21 protein-coding genes are annotated in these 20,310 nt (G+C 66.8%); 12 read left to right on the top strand and 9 right to left on the bottom strand.

What is annotated here, in order from left to right:
• Positions 1-58: 58 nt before the first annotated feature.
• Complete coding sequence (locus AC3WTC_RS02145) at positions 59-631, top strand: hypothetical protein (RefSeq protein ID WP_025878859.1); 573 nt, start codon at positions 59-61, stop codon at positions 629-631.
• A gap of 82 nt (positions 632-713) precedes the next feature.
• Here AC3WTC_RS02145 and AC3WTC_RS02140 read toward each other — a convergent pair whose 3' ends face one another.
• Both AC3WTC_RS02140 and smpB read right to left on the bottom strand, forming a co-directional pair.
• Positions 714-1,142 (bottom strand): GNAT family N-acetyltransferase, encoded by a 429-nt coding sequence (locus tag AC3WTC_RS02140; RefSeq protein ID WP_492710347.1) that lies wholly within the window; start codon positions 1,140-1,142, stop codon positions 714-716.
• A complete protein-coding gene (smpB, locus tag AC3WTC_RS02135) occupies positions 1,142-1,645 on the bottom strand; it encodes an SsrA-binding protein SmpB (RefSeq protein ID WP_025878861.1) in 504 nt (167 codons plus the stop codon). The genes AC3WTC_RS02140 and smpB overlap by 1 nt, the downstream gene beginning before the upstream one ends.
• A gap of 57 nt (positions 1,646-1,702) precedes the next feature.
• On the opposite strand from smpB, the gene AC3WTC_RS02130 reads away from it, so the two are divergent.
• Positions 1,703-2,128, top strand: coding sequence for a type II toxin-antitoxin system RatA family toxin (locus tag AC3WTC_RS02130; protein WP_080149115.1), 426 nt, complete (start codon positions 1,703-1,705; stop codon positions 2,126-2,128).
• Positions 2,129-2,131: 3 nt separating this feature from the next.
• The gene (locus AC3WTC_RS02125; RefSeq protein WP_492710344.1) at positions 2,132-2,389 is read left to right on the top strand and encodes an RnfH family protein; all 258 of its coding nucleotides are present in this window, start codon (positions 2,132-2,134) and stop codon (positions 2,387-2,389) included.
• Positions 2,390-2,424: 35 nt separating this feature from the next.
• Here AC3WTC_RS02125 and AC3WTC_RS02120 read toward each other — a convergent pair whose 3' ends face one another.
• The gene (locus tag AC3WTC_RS02120; protein WP_049468453.1) at positions 2,425-2,820 is read right to left on the bottom strand and encodes an outer membrane protein assembly factor BamE; all 396 of its coding nucleotides are present in this window, start codon (positions 2,818-2,820) and stop codon (positions 2,425-2,427) included.
• A gap of 103 nt (positions 2,821-2,923) precedes the next feature.
• On the opposite strand from AC3WTC_RS02120, the gene fur reads away from it, so the two are divergent.
• Positions 2,924-3,331, top strand: a complete 408-nt coding sequence (gene fur, locus AC3WTC_RS02115; RefSeq protein WP_025878865.1) for a ferric iron uptake transcriptional regulator — start codon at positions 2,924-2,926, stop codon at positions 3,329-3,331.
• Positions 3,332-3,394: 63 nt separating this feature from the next.
• On the opposite strand, the gene AC3WTC_RS02110 is transcribed toward fur, so the two are convergent.
• Positions 3,395-4,645 (bottom strand): SGNH/GDSL hydrolase family protein, encoded by a 1,251-nt coding sequence (locus AC3WTC_RS02110; protein WP_492710341.1) that lies wholly within the window; start codon positions 4,643-4,645, stop codon positions 3,395-3,397.
• A gap of 97 nt (positions 4,646-4,742) precedes the next feature.
• Here AC3WTC_RS02110 and AC3WTC_RS02105 point away from each other — a divergent pair, with 97 nt between their 5' ends.
• Positions 4,743-5,660 (top strand): LysR family transcriptional regulator, encoded by a 918-nt coding sequence (locus AC3WTC_RS02105; protein WP_025878867.1) that lies wholly within the window; start codon positions 4,743-4,745, stop codon positions 5,658-5,660.
• Between the two features lie 202 nt (positions 5,661-5,862).
• Here the strand turns inward: AC3WTC_RS02105 and recN are convergent, their stop codons facing one another.
• Positions 5,863-7,524, bottom strand: a complete 1,662-nt coding sequence (recN, locus tag AC3WTC_RS02100; RefSeq protein ID WP_025878868.1) for a DNA repair protein RecN — start codon at positions 7,522-7,524, stop codon at positions 5,863-5,865.
• A 115-nt stretch (positions 7,525-7,639) separates the two neighbouring features.
• Between recN and hrcA the strand changes: the two genes are divergently transcribed.
• From hrcA to dnaJ, 4 genes are all read left to right on the top strand, one after another.
• Entirely contained in the window at positions 7,640-8,704 is a 1,065-nt protein-coding gene (gene hrcA, locus AC3WTC_RS02095; protein WP_025878869.1) for a heat-inducible transcriptional repressor HrcA, read from the top strand.
• Between the two features lie 63 nt (positions 8,705-8,767).
• The gene (gene grpE / locus AC3WTC_RS02090; RefSeq protein ID WP_025878870.1) at positions 8,768-9,283 is read left to right on the top strand and encodes a nucleotide exchange factor GrpE; all 516 of its coding nucleotides are present in this window, start codon (positions 8,768-8,770) and stop codon (positions 9,281-9,283) included.
• 203 nt (positions 9,284-9,486) lie between these two features.
• Positions 9,487-11,412, top strand: coding sequence for a molecular chaperone DnaK (gene dnaK, locus AC3WTC_RS02085; protein WP_025878871.1), 1,926 nt, complete (start codon positions 9,487-9,489; stop codon positions 11,410-11,412).
• Between the two features lie 154 nt (positions 11,413-11,566).
• Entirely contained in the window at positions 11,567-12,700 is a 1,134-nt protein-coding gene (gene dnaJ, locus AC3WTC_RS02080) for a molecular chaperone DnaJ (protein ID WP_025878872.1), read from the top strand.
• A 99-nt stretch (positions 12,701-12,799) separates the two neighbouring features.
• Here dnaJ and AC3WTC_RS02075 read toward each other — a convergent pair whose 3' ends face one another.
• Positions 12,800-13,597 carry an AraC family transcriptional regulator gene (locus AC3WTC_RS02075; RefSeq protein WP_105163876.1) on the bottom strand — a complete coding sequence of 266 codons (798 nt, stop codon included), beginning with the start codon at positions 13,595-13,597 and terminating at the stop codon, positions 12,800-12,802.
• A gap of 73 nt (positions 13,598-13,670) precedes the next feature.
• Between AC3WTC_RS02075 and AC3WTC_RS02070 the strand changes: the two genes are divergently transcribed.
• The 3 genes from AC3WTC_RS02070 to AC3WTC_RS02060 all read left to right on the top strand — a co-directional run bounded on the left by AC3WTC_RS02070 (position 13,671) and on the right by AC3WTC_RS02060 (position 17,486).
• The gene (locus AC3WTC_RS02070; protein ID WP_105163877.1) at positions 13,671-14,870 is read left to right on the top strand and encodes an MFS transporter; all 1,200 of its coding nucleotides are present in this window, start codon (positions 13,671-13,673) and stop codon (positions 14,868-14,870) included.
• A 586-nt stretch (positions 14,871-15,456) separates the two neighbouring features.
• Positions 15,457-16,365, top strand: a complete 909-nt coding sequence (pdxY, locus tag AC3WTC_RS02065) for a pyridoxal kinase (RefSeq protein WP_492710335.1) — start codon at positions 15,457-15,459, stop codon at positions 16,363-16,365.
• A complete protein-coding gene (locus AC3WTC_RS02060) occupies positions 16,362-17,486 on the top strand; it encodes a prephenate dehydrogenase (protein WP_080149109.1) in 1,125 nt (374 codons plus the stop codon). Before pdxY ends, AC3WTC_RS02060 begins: the two co-directional genes overlap by 4 nt.
• A gap of 172 nt (positions 17,487-17,658) precedes the next feature.
• On the opposite strand, the gene AC3WTC_RS02055 is transcribed toward AC3WTC_RS02060, so the two are convergent.
• The 3 genes from AC3WTC_RS02055 to AC3WTC_RS02045 form a co-directional block, all read right to left on the bottom strand.
• On the bottom strand, positions 17,659-17,853 hold the full coding sequence (locus AC3WTC_RS02055) for a hypothetical protein (RefSeq protein WP_025875144.1): 195 nt from the start codon (positions 17,851-17,853) through the stop codon (positions 17,659-17,661).
• 68 nt (positions 17,854-17,921) lie between these two features.
• Positions 17,922-19,700, bottom strand: a complete 1,779-nt coding sequence (locus AC3WTC_RS02050) for an ABC transporter transmembrane domain-containing protein (RefSeq protein ID WP_313446874.1) — start codon at positions 19,698-19,700, stop codon at positions 17,922-17,924.
• Positions 19,693-20,289 carry an IMPACT family protein gene (locus tag AC3WTC_RS02045; protein ID WP_140227129.1) on the bottom strand — a complete coding sequence of 199 codons (597 nt, stop codon included), beginning with the start codon at positions 20,287-20,289 and terminating at the stop codon, positions 19,693-19,695. The genes AC3WTC_RS02050 and AC3WTC_RS02045 overlap by 8 nt, the downstream gene beginning before the upstream one ends.
• Positions 20,290-20,310 lie beyond the last annotated feature (21 nt).

The following is a 20,310-nucleotide window of genomic DNA, read 5'->3' as shown; positions in this document are numbered from 1 at the left end:
CGAATTTGCGACACACTGGCTACGACCATTCCAGCCAGAACAGATACGGAGACGGCCGGTGACCGAAGCAATGCAACAACGCAGCCTGCGTCAGCTGGTTGGCCCGGTAGGGGCCGATTACCAGCGGCGGGCACTGCCGCCCGGCTGGGTCTGGGCGGTGCTGGCGGTGTTGTTGGCTGCAACCTGGGCAACCGAGTTGCCGGCCACGGCTGCAGCCGCGCTGATCGCCAGTGCGGTGGTGGTGCATTGGCCTCGGCGTGGCCGCTTCCATTGGCTGGGCTGGCGGCTGCCGGCCCTGGCGGTACTGGCCGCACTCCTGTGGGGTCCGGATGTACTGTCACAGTGGTTCGAACATGGCCTGGCCTTGACCCTGATGTCGCTGGCCAGTCTCAGTATTGGCGTGCACGTGTGGCAGTCGCGGCAACTGGCGCGGCAGCTGCAGGCCTCCGCCGACGCGCTGGACGACGCCCAGTTGCTGGCCCTGCTGCCCGTCGACGCCGCGCGGCTGGCGCAGCAGTGGCGTGCCGGTGATGATCGCCATGCCCCGGAGCTGTCGGTGGTGATGCACCTGGCGGTGATGCACGCGGCGCTGTCACCGCGTCTGCGCGGGCAGGGCATGCTGGCGGGCTGAGTCGTTGCCCGTAACGGTGGGCGATGCCCCGCGCTGGGGCAGTCTGGCGCAGTCCTTCGAAAGCCGACGGAGGTGCCGTGGGCTAAAGGCCTGGCAGCACCTTGCGCAGATAGATCCGCTCGTGGCCCGGCGGGCAGTCGGGGAGCCGCCCGAACACTTCATAGCCCTGTCGCAGGTAGAAGTGTTCGGCCTGCCAGTCGAAGGTGTCGAGCATCACCCCGCACGCACCAGCGTCACGGGCCTGGGCCTCGGCATCCGCCAACAGGCGCTGGCCGATGCCACGCCCGCGAAGTTCCGGGTCGACCCACAGGACATGCACCTGCAGCCAACCTGCGCAGACATCGGCAAGCAGTCCGCCCCGCAGTTCACCTGGTTCATCGCGCCAGGCCAGTCGGACCGGCACGTCTTCGAAGTTGAAGCCGCTGCTGGCGCGGTTGAACGCAGACAACCGCGCGCACAGCTCACGCGCGTCTTCAGCATTGGCCGCCGCAGGAGCGTCGGCGCGCTCCATCAGGCGTCGCGGTTGCCGCGACGCATTACCCGCTGCTTCTCGATCGCCCAGTCACGATCCTTGGCGGCATCGCGCTTGTCGTGGGTCTGCTTGCCCTTGGCCAGCGCCACTTCCAGCTTGATCTTGTTCTTGCTCCAGTACATGGCGGTGGGCACGATCGTGTAGCCATCACGCTCGACCTTGCCAACCAGCTTGTCGATCTCGCTCCGGTGCAGCAGCAGCTTGCGCTCGCGCCGGTCGTTGGCCACCACGTGGGTGGAGGCCTGGATCAGCGGGGTGATCTGCGCGCCGATCAGGAAGATCTCGCCGTCCTTCACATAGGCGTAGGCGTCGACGATGTTGCCGCGGCCAGCGCGGATCGACTTCACTTCCCAGCCCTGCAGGGCCAGGCCGGCTTCGAAGCGGTCTTCGATGTGGTACTCGTGACGGGCACGCTTGTTCAACGCGATGGTCTTGTTGGCCGTCGCGCTCTTTGCTTTATCCTTGCCGGTGTTCTTGCTCATTTCCGTATTGTCTCCGATTCGGGCCCGCCCGGTCGATTGCCGAAGCGTCCTGTATTCATGCCTACTATCCGCCGCAGTGCCCTGGTCGAACATTCGGCCGCGCGCATGTTCGATCTGGTCAACGACGTCCAGGCCTATCCGCGCCGCTTCCGCTGGTGCTCCGACGCCCGCATCCTCGAGCAGGGCGAAGACCGGCTGGTTGCTCGCCTGGACCTGGGCCTGGGTTCGTTCAGCACCTGGTTCCAGACCGAAAACACCCTGCAACGCCCGCACAGCATCGACATGCAGCTGCGCGAGGGGCCGTTCAAGCAACTGCACGGCCGCTGGGAATTCCACGCCTTGGCGGAAGATGCCTGCAAGGTCACCCTCACCCTGGACTTCGAGCCGAGTTCACGCCTGCTGGGTCCGGCGCTGGCCATCGGCTTCCAGGGATTGGCCGATCGCATGGTCAACGATTTCGTCCGCGTCGCCGACGAGGACTGAACGATGATCGAGGTCGAGGTCGTGCTGGCTTGGCCACAGCGGGTGCTGTCGCGCCGGTTGCAGCTGGACGAAGGGACGACCGTGGCTGATGCGATAGCAACGGCCGGGCTCGAAGGCAGTGCCGACTGTCCGGCCGCCGCCGTGCATGGCGTACTGGCGCAGCCGCATCAGGTGCTGCTGGATGGTGATCGTGTGGAGCTGCTGCGCGTGCTGCAGGCCGACCCCAAGGACAACCGCCGGCGTCGCGCGCGCGGCGGGTGATTCCCAGGCCCGTCCCGGAGGACGGGCAGGGTGGCTCAGCGGCCGCCCTTCTTCTTCTTGTCCTTCGGCAGATTGCGGCCGAACTGGCGCACGGTCTGCTGGGCAAGGGCCTTGTCGTTGGCCGGGAAGTAATCGCCTTCCCAACGGGTGACCACATCATTTTCGAAGTACACGACGAAATTCTTCACGTCGGTACGGCCCAGGCGGTTCACGCGCTCGGTCGAGGTGTAGTCCCAGCGCTGGGCGTGGAACGGGTCCGGCACAGAGGGGGTGCCCAGCAGGGCGTTGACCTGCTGCTTGCTCTGCCCGACCTGCAGCTTGGCCACGGCATCTTCCCGGATCAGGTTGCCCTGGTAGATGGGTTGCTTGTAGATGATGCCGCACCCGGTGGTGGACAAGGCGACGGCGGCGACCAACAGGAGATTGCGCATCGGGACTGGCGGTTGGGGAAATCAATCCGATGATACACTCCCGGCGTGCCACCGCGACCCAATCCGAGGCAGCTGGCGCTAAATCGCCAATGAACGGAGACCTATGGAAACCCACGACCTGCGTAAAGTCGGCCTGAAGGTGACCCATCCGCGGATGCGGATCCTGGCGCTGCTCGAGCAGCGCAATGCCCAGCACCACATGACCGCCGAAGACATCTACCGCCAGCTGCTGGAGCATGGCGACGAGATCGGCCTGGCCACGGTGTACCGGGTGCTGACCCAGTTCGAGGCTGCCGGCCTCGTGCTCAAGCACAATTTCGAAGGCGGCCAGGCCGTCTACGAACTCGACCGCGGCGGCCACCACGACCACATGGTCGATGTGGACAGCGGCAAGATCATCGAGTTCGAAAGCACTGAGATCGAAGACCTGCAGCGCAAGATCGCGGCCGATCACGGCTACGAGCTGGAAGAGCACTCGCTGGTGCTGTACGTGCGCAAGAAGCGCAAGTAAGCCCCGCAGCCAGCTGATTGCGACGAAACCCCGGGCATGCCCGGGGTTTTTGTTTGTCTGGCCTCAGCGTCGCGGTAGATCCACGCCCTGCGTGGATGGCCCCATCAGGACGTCCAGATCCACCGCCTCGGCCATCGCCCGGTTCCCCGCATCGCCCGGGTGCAGGTGGTCGCCGGAGTCGTAGGCAGCCGCCATCCGTGACGGATCGGCCGGATCGCGCAGGGCCGCGTCGAGGTCGATCACCGCGTCGAACGGGCTGTCCGTGCGCAGCCAGGCGTTGAGCTGCTGGCGCAGGGCGTCCTTGTCCGCGGCGTAGTAGTCGTCCAACGGGGTGCCGGGCAGGGCGCCGGCAAACGGGGTCAGGGTCGTGCCGAGGATGCGCAGGCCGCGTGCGTGGGCGCGCTGGGCCAGGTCGCGGTAGCCGGCCTGCAGCTCGGCCAGGCTGGGCCGGGCCTGCGCGCGGGCAAAGGCCGTGCCCGGCCAGCTGATGTCGTTGATGCCGATCAGCACGATCACACTGGCGACACCGGGCTGGTCGAGCACGTCACGCTGGAAACGCTTGCGGGCCGATTCGCCCATGCCATCGCGCAGCAGGCGACCGCCGGATATGCCGGCATTGACCACCGCTACACCTTCTGGTGCCAGCCGCGCGGCGAGGTGATCGGTCCAGCGCTGGTCCTGGTCGAGGCTGGCGGTGGCGCCATCGGTGATTGAATCGCCGATCACCACCACGCTGCGCGCGATGGCCGGGGCCTCGATTTCGATAGCCGACAGGAGCAGGCGGGCCGTGGTGCTGCTGGCGTCCCGCAGCGCGGGCCGTTGATGCTGGTCGCCCGGCGCAATCCAACTGGTCTGCCGCCCTTCCCAATGGAAGGTCTGCAGCGGCGTGCGGTCGGGCAGGTAAACGCTGACCTGCACCGCCTGCCGATCAGCGGTGGGAAGGGGGAGCGGATCGCTCAGGCGGTCCTGCCCGGGCGCAATCACGACCCCGGGCTGGCCGTCGAAGCGCAGCGGCTGCGGCGTGTCCCCGGTATGGGCGGCGATGCTGGCAGCGCCGATCCGCAAAGGTTGGGTGCCGTAGGCATTGCTCAGGCGGATCCGCAGGCGCGACCCGCCCAGACTGATGCGAGCGCTCTGGCGAAAGGTCTGGTCCTGCAGTTGGCCGGGAATGAGGGTAGGAAACAGGAAATCGCTGCCCCACACCGGCTGCGGGCTGGCTTGCCAGCTGGCCACCCAGTGCGGGGCAGGTGACGCGGCGGCGGCGCCGGACAGGACAAGCAGGGCGGTGGCGGTCAGTTGGCTCAGGCGATTCATCGGGATGACCCGGTGGGAGGGACGACCATGGTGCGTCCAGGGTCATCTGTGACCTAGACTGCGCATGGACAATCATCTGTGAATCGAATTCATTGGCATGGCACGCACCGACATCAACCGATCCGGCGAACTGGAAGTGTTCGTACGGGTGATCGAAACCGGCGGCTTTTCCGCCGCCGCCCGCAGCCTGGAGATGACACCGTCGGCGGTCAGCAAGCTGGTTGCGCGGCTGGAACAACGGCTGGGCACGCGTCTGCTGCAGCGCTCCACCCGCCAGTTGCAGCTGACCCCGGAGGGCTGCGCGTTCTATGAGCGCGGCCTGCGGGTGCTGGCCGATCTGGAAGAGGCCGAACGCTGTGCCAGCGCCCACGCCGAGCCACGCGGGCGGCTGCGGGTCAATGCCAACGTGCCGTTCGGCCAGCATTTCCTGCTGCCGCTGCTACCGGAATTCCTGCAGCGTCATCCGCAGGTCGGTGTGGACCTGACGCTGACCGACGAGGTGATCGATCTGCTGGAGCAGCGCACGGACGTGGCGGTGCGGGCCGGTCCGTTGAAGAGTTCCAGCCTGGTCGCGCGCCGGCTGGGTGCAACGCGGATGATGATCGTGGCGGCACCGGCCTATGCGGCACGACACGGACTGCCGGCCAATGCCGATGCGCTGCTGGCGCACAACCGGTTGGATATCGGCCATGCACGGTCGGTGCAGGGCTGGCCGCTGCTTCAGGATGGCCAGCAGCAGCGGGTGCTGCCGAGCGGGAATGCGCGCGCCAGCAATGGCGACGCGCTGCGTCAGCTGGTGCTGGGTGGGCTGGGCCTGGCCCGGCTGGCGGCGTTCCAGGTGCAGGCCGATATTGCGGCAGGCCGGTTGCTGCCCGTGCTGGAGGACGCCAACCCGGGCGACCTGGAAGAGGTGCACGCGGTGTTCCTGGGGCAGGGGGGCTACCTGCCGCTGCGGGTGCGCGCGTTCCTTGATTTCCTGGTGGAGAACGTCGATCTGACGCAGCCGCGGGGGTAGTGCCGGCCGCTGGCCGGCAGCGTCATGACTTCGTCCACGTGGGTCGGGTTGCCGGCCAGCGGCCGGCACTACCAGGTCTTCGTCCGCGTGCGTCGGGTTGCCGGCCAACGGCCGGCACTACCAGGTGTCAGGCCTGCAGTAGATCCACGCCATGCGTGGATGAATGCCCGCGATTCACGCGCGCCAACAGGCGTGCAGGGGCCTATACCTGCAGCAGCTTGCGCGCGGCGGCGCGGGCTTCCTTGCTCACTTCCACGCCACCCAGCATGCGCGCCAGCTCTTCCTCGCGGGCCTTTGCGTCGAGCTTCTCCACCGCGCTCTGGGTCATGCCTTCCACCGGTGCCTTGCTGACCCGGTAATGGGCGTGGCCCTTGGAGGCGACCTGCGGCAGATGGGTCACGCACAGCACCTGGCGCTTTTCGCCGAGGGCGCGCAGCTTCTGGCCGACGATATCGGCCACCGCGCCACCGATGCCGGAGTCGACTTCGTCGAACACCATGGTCGGCACTGCATCCAGGTCGAGCGCGGCCACTTCGATGGCCAGCGAAATACGTGACAGCTCGCCACCGGAAGCGACCTTGCGCAGCGCACGCGGTGGCTGGCCGGCATTGGCAGCCACCAGGAACTCGACGCGCTCGGCGCCCTGCGGGTCCGGCTTGCCGTTGTCCTGCGGCTCCAGCTCGATCAGGAACTGACCGCCGCCCATGCCCAGCTCGGCAATGATGCCGGTGGTGGTGGCCGACAGCTCGGCAGCAGCGGTGCGGCGGCTGGCGGTCAGTGCTGCGGCCTCGACACGCCAGGCCGCTGCGGCCTTTTCAATTTCGCCGGCCAGACGCTGCAGGCGCTCGTCGGCGCCGCGCAGCTGTTCCACTTCGGCGTGCATGCGCTCACGCTGCGCACCCAGCTCATCCATCGGCACGCGGTGCTTGCGGGCCAGGTCGTGCAGGCGGCCGAGGCGGCGCTCGTTCTCCTCGAACTGGTCCGGATCGGCGTCCAGGTCGTCATGCACCCGGTCGAGCAGGGCCAGCGCCTCGTGCAGCTGGATGGAGGCGCTGTCGATCAGGGCATCGACGTCGCCCAGGCGCGGGTCATGTTCGGCCACCCTGGCCAGTTCATGCCGCACCTGCTGCAGCTGATCCAGCGCCGAGTGGCCTTCGTCGCCGTTGAGCTGGTCCGAAGCTGCCTGGCAGGCGGCCAACAGGGCGCTGGCATGCGCCTGACGGCGATGGCTGGCGCCGAGCGCGGTGATCGACTCCGGCTCCAGATCCTCACGGTCCAGTTCGCGCAGCTGGTGTTCGAGGAAGCCGATGCGGTCACTCACGTCGCCCTGTTGCGAAAGTGCCAGGGATTCATCGACCAGCGCCTGCCAGGTGGCGGCAGCGCGGCGCACCTGGCGGCGTTCGCTTTCGTTGCGGGCATAGGCGTCCAGCAGGGCCAGCTGCGACGGACGCGTCAGCAGGGCCTGCTGCTCATGCTGGCCATGGATTTCCACCAGCAGGCCGGCGAGGTCGGCCAGCTGCGCCAGGGTGACCGGGCGACCGTTGATCCACGAGCGCGAGCCGCCGTCGGCGCGGATCACGCGGCGCAGCTGGCATTGGTCTTCATCGTCCAGCTCATTGCTGGCCAGCCACTGGCGGGCGGCCTGCAGCTGGTCCAGCGCGAATTCGGCCGACAGTTCGGCCCGGGCCGCGCCATGGCGGACCACGCCGCTGTCGGCGCGCAGGCCGGACAGGAAGCCCAGAGCGTCGACCATCAGCGATTTGCCCGCGCCGGTCTCGCCTGAAACCACGGTCATGCCCGGCCCGAACTCCAGTTCGGTGGCGCGGACGACGGCGAAATCCTTGATTGAAAGATGTCTGAGCATGGGTAAGGGGGTGTCTGCAGCCGCGCAACGCTAGCACGCGCGGCGGGGTCGTCCAATGACTTGCCAAGGGGATGCGTCGCCATTATCTAATGTCCCTGTCTCACAGGTTGATTCCATGCACGGTTCTCCCGACCAACTTGCCCCGCGCGCGCGGCACCTGCTGCGCACGCTGATCGCGCGCTACATCCAGGATGGCGAGCCCGTGGGTTCGCAGACGCTGGCGCGCGTGGCCGGCCTGGAGGTCAGTCCGGCCACCATCCGCAACATCCTCGGTGACCTGGAAGACCTGGGCCTGCTGGCCTCGCCGCATACGTCGGCGGGCCGGATTCCGACCGCGCATGGCTACCGGGTGTTCGTCGACAGCCTGTTGCAGATGCAGCCGCCGGGCGAAGGGGAGCTGGCCCGACTGCGTCAGGAGCTGGCCGGAGGCGGCAGTACCCAGGCGCTGCTCGGCAGTGCGTCGGAGCTGCTGTCGGCGATGAGCCACTTCGTTGGCGTGGTCAGCGCGCCGCGCCGCGAGCAGTTCGCCTTCCGCCAGATCGATTTCGTGGCGCTGGACGGGCGCCGGGTGCTGGCGATCCTGGTGTTTGCCGACAATGAAGTGCAGAACCGGGTGATCGAGACGCGCCAGGACTTCGCACCGGGGCAGCTGGAGCAGGTGGCCAACTACCTCAATGCCCACTTTGCCGGGCTGCCCCTGGCCGAGATCCGTACCCGCCTGCTGCTGGAGCTGCGCGACGCCCGTTCCGAGCTGGAACAGGTGCTGGCGCACAGCGTCGAGCTGGCCGAGCAGGCCCTGCAGCCGCCGGCCGACGACATGCTGGTGGCCGGCCAGACGCGTCTGATGGGGGTGCAGGACCTGTCCGACCTGGAGCGCCTGCGCGAGCTGTTCGAGCTGTTTTCCAGCAAGCGCGAGATCCTGCAGCTGCTGGAGCGGACCATCCAGGCCCCCGGCGTGCGCATCTTCATCGGCGAGGAAACCGGCGTGGTACCCCTGCAGGGCGTCTCGCTGGTCACCGCGCCGTACACCGCCAACGGCCAGGTACTGGGCGTGCTGGGCGTGATCGGGCCGAAGCGGATGGCCTACGACCGCATGATTCCGCTGGTCCAGGCCACCGCCGATGTGCTCGGCGCGGCCTTTTCGCCGGGCGGGCGAACTCCGGGTGCATCGGACGCTTGAAACGCAGCATCCCGCCCACACTAGGGTGGGTGGAGGCGGAGAGTGACCGCCAGGGACCCAGACATGAATCAAGATCAGCCAGACATCGCCGCCCAGCAGGCCGCCGCCGACGCAGCTGCCGCCGAGGGCGTCAACGAACAGATCGAACAGCTCCGTGCCGAAGTGGAGCAGGTCAAGGCCGAAGCGCTGCGTGAGCGCGCCGACCTCGACAACCAGCGCAAGCGCGTGGCCCGCGACATCGAACAGGCGCGCAAGTTCGCCAACGAGAAGCTGCTGGGCGAACTGCTGCCGGTATTCGACAGCCTCGATGCCGGCCTCAAGGCCGCCGGCGACGATGCCCATCCGCTTCGCGAGGGCCTGGAGCTGACCTACAAGCAGCTGCTGAAGGTCGCTGGTGACAACGGCCTGGTGCTGCTGGACCCGACCGGGCAGCCGTTCAACCCGGAACACCACCAGGCGATCAGCCAGGTCGCTGCCCCCGGCGCCGCCCCGGGCAGCGTGGTGACCGTGTTCCAGAAGGGCTACCTGCTCAACGAGCGCCTGCTGCGGCCGGCGCTGGTGGTGGTTGCCGCCGATTGACCGCGGGCGCCGGGCCTGGCCTGGCGCGGGTTTTCCCGCCGCGACCGGGGCATCGGCATGACCGACGCTGAACGTGTTGGGCGAACGGAAACACAGCGTTCGGGGGATGGCTTGAATGTTCCACGAGCCTCCCCCACATCCCATTCATCCACCGGCCGAACGGCCGGACTGACAAAAACAACATCCTTCAAGGAGTCTCCCCCATGGGCAAGATCATTGGTATCGACCTCGGCACCACCAACTCGTGCGTGGCGATCATGGACGGCGGTAAGGCCCGCGTCATCGAAAATTCGGAAGGCGATCGCACCACCCCGTCGATCGTCGCCTACACCAAGGACGGCGAAGTCCTGGTCGGTGCCTCGGCCAAGCGCCAGGCCGTGACCAACCCGAAGAACACCTTCTACGCGGTGAAGCGCCTGATCGGCCGCAAGTTCACCGACGCCGAAGTGCAGAAGGACATCGCGCACGTCCCGTACAGCATCCTGGCCCATGACAATGGCGATGCCTGGGTGGCCACCAGCGATGCCAAGAAGATGGCGCCGCAGGAAATCTCGGCCAAGGTGCTGGAGAAGATGAAGAAGACCGCCGAGGACTTCCTCGGTGAGAAGGTCACCGAAGCGGTCATCACCGTGCCGGCCTACTTCAACGACAGCCAGCGCCAGGCAACCAAGGACGCTGGCCGCATCGCCGGTCTGGACGTCAAGCGCATCATCAACGAGCCGACCGCGGCCGCGCTGGCCTATGGCCTGGACAAGGGCGACAACAAGGATCGCAAGATCGTTGTCTATGACCTGGGCGGCGGCACCTTTGACGTCTCGGTGATCGAGATCGCCAATGTCGACGGCGAGAAGCAGTTCGAAGTGCTGGCCACCAACGGCGACACCTTCCTGGGTGGCGAAGACTTCGACAACCGCGTCATCGAGTACCTGGTTGAAGAGTTCAACAAGGACCAGGGCATCGACCTGCGCAAGGATCCGCTGGCCCTGCAGCGCCTGAAGGATGCTGCCGAGCGCGCGAAGATCGAGCTGTCCAGCGCCCAGCAGACCGAAGTGAACCTGCCGTACGTCACCGCTGACGCGTCGGGTCCGAAGCACCTGAACATCAAGCTGACCCGCGCCAAGCTGGAATCGCTGGTGGAAGAGCTGATCAGGAAGTCGATCGAGCCGTGCCGCGTTGCGTTGAATGACGCCGGCCTGCGTTCGAGCGACATCAGCGAAGTGATCCTGGTCGGCGGCCAGACCCGCATGCCGAAGGTGCAGCAGGCTGTCACCGAGTTCTTCGGCAAGGAACCGCGCAAGGACGTCAACCCGGACGAAGCCGTGGCACTGGGTGCTGCGATCCAGGGCGGCGTGCTGGGCGGCGACGTCAAGGACGTGCTGCTGCTGGACGTGACCCCGCTGTCGCTGGGCATCGAAACCATGGGCGGTGTGTTCACCAAGATCATCGAAAAGAACACCACCATCCCGACCAAAGCCTCGCAGGTGTTCTCCACCGCCGAGGACAACCAGTCGGCCGTGACCGTGCACGTTCTGCAGGGTGAGCGCGAACAGGCCCGCTTCAACAAGTCGCTGGCCAAGTTCGACCTGTCCGGCATCGAGCCGGCCCCGCGCGGCCTGCCGCAGGTGGAAGTGTCCTTCGACATCGACGCCAACGGCATCCTGCACGTGTCGGCCAAGGACAAGAAGACCAACAAGGAACAGAAGGTCGAGATCAAGGCTGGTTCGGGTCTGTCCGAGGAAGAGATCGCACGCATGGTCGCCGACGCGGAAGCCAACCGCGAAGAAGACAAGAAGTTCCAGGAGCTGGTGCAGGCCCGCAACCAGGCCGATGCCCTGATCCACGGCACCCGCAGCGCGATCACCGAGCACGGCAGCAAGGTTGGTGGCGAAGTGATCGGCAAGGTGGAAGCGGCCCTGGCCGATCTGGAAACCGCGATGAAGGGTGACGACAAGGCGCAGATCGAAGCCAAGTCGAAGGTGCTGGAAGAAGCTGGCCAGTCGCTGTTCGCTGCGGCTTCGGCCGACCAGGGCGGTGCCGCCCCGGGTGCCGACGCCGGCAATGCGGGCAAGGCGCAGGATGACGTGGTGGACGCCGAGTTCACCGAAGTCAAGGACGACAAGAAGTCCTGATCCGGACCGACACGGGACGCTGGTTGCCAGCGTCCCGTTGTCGTACCAGGGTCCTGACCGCCCTCTGGCGTGTCGGGGCGCCCGACGCAAGAGCGGACCTGGTTCCGCTCTTCCGCTTTGACGAATCCCGACTTTCCGGAATGCGATCCACGATATGAGCAAGCGCGATTACTACGAAGTGCTGGGCGTTGCCCGCACCGCCACCGACGAAGAACTGAAGAAGTCCTACCGCCGTTGCGCGATGAAGTTCCACCCGGACCGCAACCCGGGTGATGCGGCGGCCGAAGCCTCCTTCAAGGAGTGCAAGGAAGCCTACGAAGTCCTGTCCGACGGCAACAAGCGCCGCATGTACGACAGCCATGGTCATGCCGCGTTCGAACACGGCATGGGCGGTGGTGGCGGTGGTCCGGGCGGCCCGGACATGAACGATATTTTCGGCGACATCTTCGGCAACATCTTTGGTGGTGCCGGCGGTGGTGGCCCGCGCCAGGCGCGTCGCGGCGCCGACATCGGTTACGTGATGGAGCTGGACCTGGAAGAAGCGGTGCGTGGCGTCGAGCGCCGCATCGAGATTCCGACCCTGGCCGAATGCGGCGACTGCGATGGCAGCGGCTCGGAAGACGGCAAGGTCGAGACCTGCAACGTCTGCCATGGTCGTGGCCAGGTGCGCATCCAGCGCGGCATCTTCGCCATGCAGCAGGCCTGCCACAACTGTGGTGGCCGTGGCCAGATCATCGCCAAGCCCTGCAAGACCTGCCACGGCAACGGCCGTGTCGAAGAAGACAAGGTGCTGTCGGTGAAGGTGCCGGCGGGCGTGGATACCGGCGACCGCATCCGCCTGGCGGGTGAGGGCGAGGCCGGCCCTGCGGGGACGCCACCGGGCGATCTGTACGTGGAAGTGCGCGTGCGCGAGCACCACATCTTCCAGCGCGACGGTGACGACCTGCACTGCGAAGTGCCGATCCGCATTTCGCAGGCCGCACTGGGCGATACCGTGCGCGTGGCCACCCTCGGTGGTGAAGCGGAAATCCGTATCCCGGCCGAGACCCAGACCGGCAAGCTGTTCCGCCTGCGCGGCAAGGGAGTGCGTTCGGTGCGCAGCCGCAGCGAGGGTGACCTGTACTGCCGCGTGGTAGTGGAGACGCCGGTCAACCTCACCAGCGACCAGCGCAAACTGCTTGAGCAGTTCGAAGCCACCTTCAACGGCGAGGATGCGCGCAAGCATTCGCCGAAGTCGGCGACCTTCATCGACGGCGTCAAGGGCTTCTGGGATCGGATGACGTCCTGATCCCTTGAGGGAAATGTTGAACGACAGCGCCGGGCCATGCCCGGCGTTTTCGTTTCCGGCGCAGCAGATCCGTGCCATGCGTGGACGCGGTGCGACGGATCAACGGAAGAATGCCGCCGGCGTCTGCCCCAGCTGACGCTTGAACATGCTGGTGAATGCACTGGGGCTGTCGTAGCCCATCGCCAGCGCAACATCGATCACCTTTTCGCCGCGGGCCAGCCGTTCCATCGCGGCCAGCAGGCGCGCCTGCTGCCGCCACTGGCCGAAGGTCATGCCCAGTTCGCTGGCGAAGTGGCGCTGGATGGTTTTCACGTCGATCGCCAACGCCTGCGCCCAGTCCTGCAGGGTCGCCTCGTCGCCGGGATGTTTCTGGATGTGCTGGCAGATCCTGTGCAGGCGCGGGTCGACGGGCTCAGGCAGGTGCAACGGCAGTACGTCCATGCGGTGCAGTTCGTCGAGCATCAGCCGCACCACGCGGCCATCGCGGCTGTCTTCTTCATGCGGTCCGTCGATCAGGATGGCTGCCTGCAGCAGTTCGCGCAGCAGGGGGGCCACCTGCACGGCGAAGGGCTCGGCGGGCAGCTGCGGGGCGAATGACGGTTCGATGTACAGGCTGCGCATGTGCACCTCGGCGATGCAGTCCACCGCATGCGCCATGCCCGCCGGCATCCAGATGGCGCGGGTGGAGGGCACCACCCAGCGGCCGACCTCCGAGCGCACCACCATCAGCCCGGACATGGAATAGACCAGCTGGTGCCGCCGGTGCTTGTGCGCCGCGATGTGGGTGCCGGCGCGGTAGTCGCGTGCGCGGCAGGTGACCGGGCGATGCACCGGCACCTCGTTCCACGGCGCGGTTTCGCGGATGGGGCAGGGGGTGTCCTTTTTGCGATAGGCCATGACCAGAACGCGGCAGAAGGGAGCGGGTGGCCACCGTAGCATGCACGGCTCGCCCCCATCCTGACCGTGCGCAATGTCGACTCTGGCTTCTCCCGCCGTATCCGCCCGCCCCGTATCGCCAGGAGTGCTGGCGGCAATCTCCAGCTCGCACATGGTCAACGACATGATGCAGTCGCTGATCCTGGCCATCTATCCGGTGATCAAGGGCGGCTTCAATCTCAGCTTCACCCAGATCGGCCTGATCACGCTGACCTACCAGCTCACCGCCTCGATCTTCCAGCCGCTGGTCGGCCTTGCCACCGACCGCCGGCCGGCCCCGTACTCGCTGCCGATCGGCATGGCCTCGACCTTGTGCGGCATGCTGCTGCTCGGCTTTGCGCCCAACTACGCGATGGTGCTGCTGGCCGCCGCGCTGGTCGGCATCGGTTCGGCCATCTTCCATCCGGAAGCCTCGCGCATCGCACGCCTCGCCTCCGGCGGCCGTCATGGCCTGGCGCAGTCGGTATTCCAGGTGGGAGGCAACTTCGGCACGGCCCTGGGGCCGCTGATCGCCGCAGCGGTGATCGTGCCTTATGGCCAGCATTCCGCATCGTGGTTTGCCGGTGCAGCGTTGATCGGCATTGCCCTGCTGACCTATGTCGGTCGCTGGTACTCGCTGCATCTGGGCGTCCCCCGGCCAGCAGCCCACGGTGTGACTGCCGCGCGCCATCCGCCGCGCACGATCGCCCGGGTGCTGGCCATCCTGCTGGTGCTGATCTTCAGCAAGTACTTCTACATGGCCAGCATCGGCAGCTACTTCACCTTCTACCTGATGCATCATTTCGGCATTCCGGTGGCGCAGGCGCAGCTGCATCTGTTCGCCTTCCTGGTGGCGTCCGCCGCGGGTGGATTCTTCGGCGGTCCGCTGGGCGATCGTATCGGTCGCAAGCCGATCATCTGGGCCTCGATCCTGGGCGTGGCACCGTTCGCGCTGATGCTGCCGCATGCCGACCTGCTGTGGACGACGGTGCTGGCGGTGCTGATCGGCTTCGTGCTGTCTTCGGCCTTCTCCGCGATCGTGGTCTATGCGCAGGAAATGATGCCGCACCGCATTGGCATGGTGTCCGGGTTGTTCTTTGGCTTTGCCTTCGGCATGGGCGGCCTCGGCGCAGCGGTGCTCGGTCTGCTGGCTGACAAGACCAGCATCGAATTCGTCTACCAGCTGACCGCGTTCCTGCCGTTGCTGGGCATCGTCGCGGCCTGGCTGCCGCCGTCCAGGCCTGCTGCGCACTGAGGGGTGTTCTTCGGCAGGGCTGCGCCCTGCACCTGCAGAGGCCAGAGCAACGGCAACGGCAACGGCAAAAGCGTGCATTTCGTGGGATGGCGGGGTGGGTCCGGTTGCGGGGGACGCCGTGAATCCATCCCTGGAGGCTTGGCCGCGGCATCCATGCCGCGGACACCCCCGCAACCGGACCCACCCCGCCTTCGACAGATCTCCGCAATCTGTCGGGATGGCATGACTTGCTGTTGGTGGGTGTCGACCTTGGTCGACACGTCGTGGATGCTCTTCGATTCGAATTCGAAATATTCGATTCCGATGGAGATTCATCCACGCATGTCGTGGCTCCATCACCATCCGTCACCGGGAAACTGTCGAGGGCGGGGCGGTATGGGGCTGCAGGACCGTTGGCGCCATGGATGGCGCCATCGAGCCCCCATGGATGGGTTTACGGCGTGTCCTGCAGCCCCATGCCGCCCCGCCAAACCAGAGAAAAGCCAGAGCCGGCTGTTGCTGTTGCCTCGGCTTTGGCTGTGGCTGTTGCCTCTGCAGGTGCAGGGCGCAGCCCTGCCGAAAACCCCCTTGGGCGTAGAATGCGGGCATGAGCGAATCCCTCGACAACCACCTGGTCCACGGCCGCCGCCAGCGGCCCGACGGCCCTTCGCCGATCGATGTCATTTCGGTCCAATCACAACTGGTCTACGGCCATGCCGGCAACAGCGCCGCGCTGCCCCCGATGCGTGCGCTCGGCGTGCGCGTGGCCTCGATCCCGACCACGCTGCTGAGCAATGCGCCGTTCTACGAGACCACCCGTGGCCGTGTGCTGCCCAGCGACTGGTTCGCCGATCTGCTGCTCGGCACGCATGAACGGGGTCTTCCGCAGCGGGCGAAGATGCTGGTCTCCGGTTACTTCGGCAGCGCTGCCAACGGTGCGGCCTTTGCTGATTGGCTGGACGAGATCCTGCCGGCATGTCCGCAGCTGCGCTACTGCCTGGACCCGGTGATCGGCGATACCCACACCGGTCCCTACGTGGAGCCGGGACTGGAAGCGATCTTCGCTGAGCGCCTGCTGCCGCATGCATGGCTGGTTACCCCGAATGCCTTCGAACTCGGTCGCCTGACCGGCATGCCGGCGCTGGCCGAAGCCGATGCCATTGCTGCTTCGCGCGCGCTGCTGGCACGGGGGCCGCAGTGGGTGCTGGCACACAGCGTCGGCGGCAATCCGGGCGAGCTGGTGACGCTGGCTGTGGGGCGCGAGGAAACCTGGCGCTGGACCTCGCCGCTGCTGCCTGTGGATGTGGCAGGCACCGGCGATGTGCTGATGTCGCTGATGGTGTCCTTCCTGCTGCGTGGTGAGCCGATGCAGATGGCCATCTCGCGGGCCATCGCCGGCACCCATGCGGCGCTGGAGGCGACCTTGGCCCACGGCTTCGAAGAGTTCGACGTGATCGCGGCCGCACCGGCGACACTGGCCGACGGCATGCGCTTCCGCGCCGAACGGCTGGCATGAGCGATCTGCACGAACGCACGCCGCGCACGGTCGGCATCGTCGGCAGTGCCGGCGCCTATGGACGCTGGCTGACCCGGTTCTTCGAACAGCACATGCAGGTGCGCGTGATCGGCCACGATCCGGCCGATCCGGGTTCGCATGCGCCGGAGCAGTTGCTGGAACAGGCCGACGTGTTGGTGTTCTCCGCACCGATCCGGCACACGTCCACGTTGATCGCCGAGTACGCGCGCCTGTCGGCGGGCCGCGAGCAGGAACGCTTGTGGCTGGATGTGACCTCGGTGAAGGAAGCGCCGGTGCAGGCGATGCTGGCCTCGTGCGCCGAAGTGGTGGGCCTGCATCCGATGACGGCGCCGCCCAAGGCGCCGACCCTGAAGGGCCGGGTGATGGTGGTCTGCGAGGCGCGACTGCAGCACTGGCGGCCCTGGGTGGACGCGTTGTGCCTGGCACTGCAGGCCGAATGCGTGCGCGCCACCCCGCAGCACCATGACCAGATGATGGCGCTGGTGCAGGCGATGGTGCATGCGACCCACTTGGCCCAGGCAGGTGTGCTGCGCGAGTACCAGCCGCAGCTGGGCACGCTGGCGGCGATGCTGCCGTATCGATCGGCCTCGTTCGAACTGGATACCGCGATCATCTCGCGCATCCTGTCATTGAATCCGGCGATCTACGAAGACATCCAGTTCGGCAATCCGTATGTGGCGCCGATGCTGCAACGCCTGATCGGCCAGCTGCAGACGCTGCAGGTGCAGGTCGGGCAGGGCGACGATGCTGCGCGGGGCGCGTTCCGCGATCACCTGCTGGAGGCCAACAGGAGTGCCTTCGGCGATCAGGCCCTGGCTGCGGGCAACTACACCTTCGAGCGCGTCGGCTATCTGCTGGCCGACCTGACGGAGCGCAATGCACTGTCGGTGCATCTGCCTGAAGACCGCGCCGGTTCGTTGCGTGAGCTGCTGAACGTGTTCGAGCAGCATGGCATCAGCCTCGCCTCGATCCACTCCTCGCGCACGCCTGCTGGCGAAGTGCATTTCCGCATCGGTTTCGTGGCCGGCAGTGAGCCAGGGGCTATCGCGGCAGCCGCGGCCGAAGTGGATGCCAGCGGGATCGGCCGGGTGCTGGCGTAACGCCATTCATCCACAGGGCGTGTGGATGGCTTCTGCGCAAACATGTGGATAACCGGCGGCAGGCCTTGGCGTGCAAGGCTGTCAAGATGGTTGGTCAAAAAATGACCAACCTTTTTTCTGTCCGGAACAGCAGTAGAGCCGGGGCATGCCGGGCTCTGCGGTGGGTCGCTAGCTAGATCGACAACCTGACCTCGCCGCCGCTGGTGGTGAACTCGCGGCCGTTGCGTACCAGCTGGCGCCCGTCATCAAGCTCATAACGCGGCGTCGCTTCGGAGCCATGCCCACTGCCGCTGGCCTCGGGCTTGAACTCGATGATGATGTGGCTTTCGCCATTGCTGTCGACAGCAGGGAACTGACGGAACGACATGCCTGGCCTCCTTCAGTGGTTCTTCGCTACGCCACCAGAGTGATCCGGCCGGTGTTAGCCGGCCGTCATCAATCGATGAACTGCAGGCGTGCAAGCTCCGCATACAGGCCGCCTTCAGCCAGCAGCTGCGTATGCGTGCCTTCGGCCACGATACGACCATGGTCCATCACCACGATGCGGTCGGCCTTCAGCACGGTCGCCAGTCGATGGGCGATGACCACCGTGGTGCGCCCCGCCATCAAGCGTTCCAGCGCCTGCTGCACGCCATGTTCGCTCTGTGCATCCAGCGCGCTGGTGGCTTCGTCGAGCAGCAGGATCGGTGCGTCCTTCAGCAAGGCACGGGCGATCGCCACGCGCTGCTGCTGGCCACCGGACAGGCGGGCACCGCGCTCGCCCAGTTCGCTGTCGTAGCCCTCTGGCAGCGCACGCAGGAAGGCGTCGGCCTCGGCGGCACGGGCTGCGTCCTCCACCTCGGCGTCACTGGCCTCCAGCCGACCATAGCGAATGTTGTCGCGCGCGCTGGAGGCGAACAATGTCGGCTGCTGCGGCACCAGCGCCAGCTGCGCGCGAAGCTCGGCCGGATCGACCTCGCGCACGTCGATGCCGTCCACGCAGATGCGGCCGCTTGCCGGATCATGGAAGCGCAGCAGCATCGACAGCACCGTGCTCTTGCCGGCGCCTGATGGGCCGACCAGGGCGACGGTTTCACCCGGCCGCACGTGCAGGTTGAAATGGTCCAGCGCGGCCTGGTCCGGTCGCTGTGGGTAGTTGAACACCACGTCGTCGAAATGGATCTCGCCACGCAGCGGCTGTGGCAGCGCACGCGGCTTGGCCGGCGCACGGATCTCGATGTCTTCCTGCAGCAGCTCGCCGATGCGGCCCATGCCGCCGGATGCGCGCTGCAGTTCGTTCCACACTTCGGCCAGCGCACCGACCGAACCACCACCGATCAGTGCGTACAGCACGAACTGGCCCAACGTACCGGCGCTGAGCCGCCCGTCGATGACGTCGTGCGCGCCCAGCCACAACACCCCGACAATCGCACCGAACACCAGCAGGATGGCGCTGGCGGTCACCAGCGACTGCGCGCCGATGCGCCGGCGCGCGGCACGGATCGCATCGCCCAGCGCATGGTCGAAACGGCCGCGTTCATAGGGCTCGCGCGCATGCGCTTGCACGGTGCGCACCGCGCCCAGCGTTTCGCTGGCCAGGCTGTTGGCATCGGCGATGCGGTCCTGGCTGCTGCGCGCGATGGTACGCAGCTTGCGCGCGCCGATGATGATCGGCAGCACTGCCAGCGGGATGCCGAGCAGCGACCAGGCGGCCAGCCGCGGACTGGTGACGAACAGCATCGCCAGGCTGCCGACCACGGTGACACTGCTGCGCAGCGCCACGGACATGGTCGAGCCGACCACGCTGCGCAGCAGTTCGCTGTCGGCGGTCAGGCGCGAAACCAGCTCGCCGCTGCGGCTGCGGTCGTGGAAGCCGGCGCCGAGCTGGATCAGGTGCGCGTACAGCCGGCTGCGCAGATCCGCCACGACCTTCTCGCCGAGCAGCGAAACAAAGTAGAAGCGCGCCGCCGTCGCCAACGCCAGCACCACAGCGACCAGCATCAGCAATGCAAAGGCACGGTTGATCTGGCCCCCGCTGCTGAAGCCGTGGTCGATCATCTGCTTCACCGCCGGCGGCAGGCTCAGGGTCGCTGCCGAAGAAACGGCCAGGGCCAGCAGCCAGGCGCTGAACAATCCACTGTGCCGGCGCACGAACGGCCACAGTGTGCGCAGGCTGCCGAGGCGGCGCAGCGGCGGGGAGGCTGGGTCGGTCGCCGGTGCGTCCTTGTCAGTCATCGAGGGGGTCATCTTGGATACGGATACGATCACGGGTGGCGTCGCGCAGGCGGATTTTCAATGCGTCGACCTGGTCTGCGGGCAATTCCACCCGCAATCTCACGCCATTGGCATCGAACTGTTCATCGCGCTTTTCGGCCGCGTGGGCCGGCAGGGCCGCATGCAGCGGGCCCAGGTCCTCGAATCCAGCCACCAGCTGCAGCCGCGCCATCGCCACCAGTGGCAGGCGCGGCGCGGTGCGCAGGCATTCGGCAGCGGCGCCGCCGTAAGCCCGGACCAGCCCACCGGCGCCCAGCTTGATGCCGCCGAACCAGCGGGTGACCACCACCATCACCCGGTCGAATCCCTGGCCATCGATGGCGGCCAGGATCGGGCGGCCAGCGGTGCCGGCGGGCTCGCCGTCGTCGCTGGAGCGATAGTCCTGGCCGTGCCGGTAGGCCCAGCAGTTGTGGGTCGCATCGGCTACCGACACCTCCTGTAGAAATGCCATCGCCGCAGACGCGCTCTCGATCGGCGCGGCATGCGCGATGAAGCGGCTGTGCTTGACGTCCAGGGTGTGGTTGACCGGTTGGGCGAGGGTATCGGGCATTCCCTCCATTCTACGGGCTTG

The sequence above is a fragment of the Stenotrophomonas sp. FW305-C-20-S1 genome (genome assembly GCF_058783335.1).
This window is presented reverse-complemented; position numbering and strand designations above follow the sequence as displayed.

Coding starts and splice junctions, on each gene's coding strand:
- AC3WTC_RS02140 (WP_492710347.1), bottom strand. CDS start 1,142: ATGGAGCGCGCCGACGCTCCTGCGGCGGCCAATGCTGAAGACGCGCGT.
- smpB (WP_025878861.1), bottom strand. CDS start 1,645: ATGAGCAAGAACACCGGCAAGGATAAAGCAAAGAGCGCGACGGCCAAC.
- AC3WTC_RS02130 (WP_080149115.1), top strand. CDS start 1,703: ATGCCTACTATCCGCCGCAGTGCCCTGGTCGAACATTCGGCCGCGCGC.
- AC3WTC_RS02125 (WP_492710344.1), top strand. CDS start 2,132: ATGATCGAGGTCGAGGTCGTGCTGGCTTGGCCACAGCGGGTGCTGTCG.
- AC3WTC_RS02120 (WP_049468453.1), bottom strand. CDS start 2,820: ATGCGCAATCTCCTGTTGGTCGCCGCCGTCGCCTTGTCCACCACCGGG.
- fur (WP_025878865.1), top strand. CDS start 2,924: ATGGAAACCCACGACCTGCGTAAAGTCGGCCTGAAGGTGACCCATCCG.
- AC3WTC_RS02110 (WP_492710341.1), bottom strand. CDS start 4,645: ATGAATCGCCTGAGCCAACTGACCGCCACCGCCCTGCTTGTCCTGTCC.
- AC3WTC_RS02105 (WP_025878867.1), top strand. CDS start 4,743: ATGGCACGCACCGACATCAACCGATCCGGCGAACTGGAAGTGTTCGTA.
- recN (WP_025878868.1), bottom strand. CDS start 7,524: ATGCTCAGACATCTTTCAATCAAGGATTTCGCCGTCGTCCGCGCCACC.
- hrcA (WP_025878869.1), top strand. CDS start 7,640: ATGCACGGTTCTCCCGACCAACTTGCCCCGCGCGCGCGGCACCTGCTG.
- grpE (WP_025878870.1), top strand. CDS start 8,768: ATGAATCAAGATCAGCCAGACATCGCCGCCCAGCAGGCCGCCGCCGAC.
- dnaK (WP_025878871.1), top strand. CDS start 9,487: ATGGGCAAGATCATTGGTATCGACCTCGGCACCACCAACTCGTGCGTG.
- dnaJ (WP_025878872.1), top strand. CDS start 11,567: ATGAGCAAGCGCGATTACTACGAAGTGCTGGGCGTTGCCCGCACCGCC.
- AC3WTC_RS02075 (WP_105163876.1), bottom strand. CDS start 13,597: ATGGCCTATCGCAAAAAGGACACCCCCTGCCCCATCCGCGAAACCGCG.
- AC3WTC_RS02070 (WP_105163877.1), top strand. CDS start 13,671: ATGTCGACTCTGGCTTCTCCCGCCGTATCCGCCCGCCCCGTATCGCCA.
- pdxY (WP_492710335.1), top strand. CDS start 15,457: ATGAGCGAATCCCTCGACAACCACCTGGTCCACGGCCGCCGCCAGCGG.
- AC3WTC_RS02060 (WP_080149109.1), top strand. CDS start 16,362: ATGAGCGATCTGCACGAACGCACGCCGCGCACGGTCGGCATCGTCGGC.
- AC3WTC_RS02055 (WP_025875144.1), bottom strand. CDS start 17,853: ATGTCGTTCCGTCAGTTCCCTGCTGTCGACAGCAATGGCGAAAGCCAC.
- AC3WTC_RS02050 (WP_313446874.1), bottom strand. CDS start 19,700: ATGACTGACAAGGACGCACCGGCGACCGACCCAGCCTCCCCGCCGCTG.
- AC3WTC_RS02045 (WP_140227129.1), bottom strand. CDS start 20,289: ATGCCCGATACCCTCGCCCAACCGGTCAACCACACCCTGGACGTCAAG.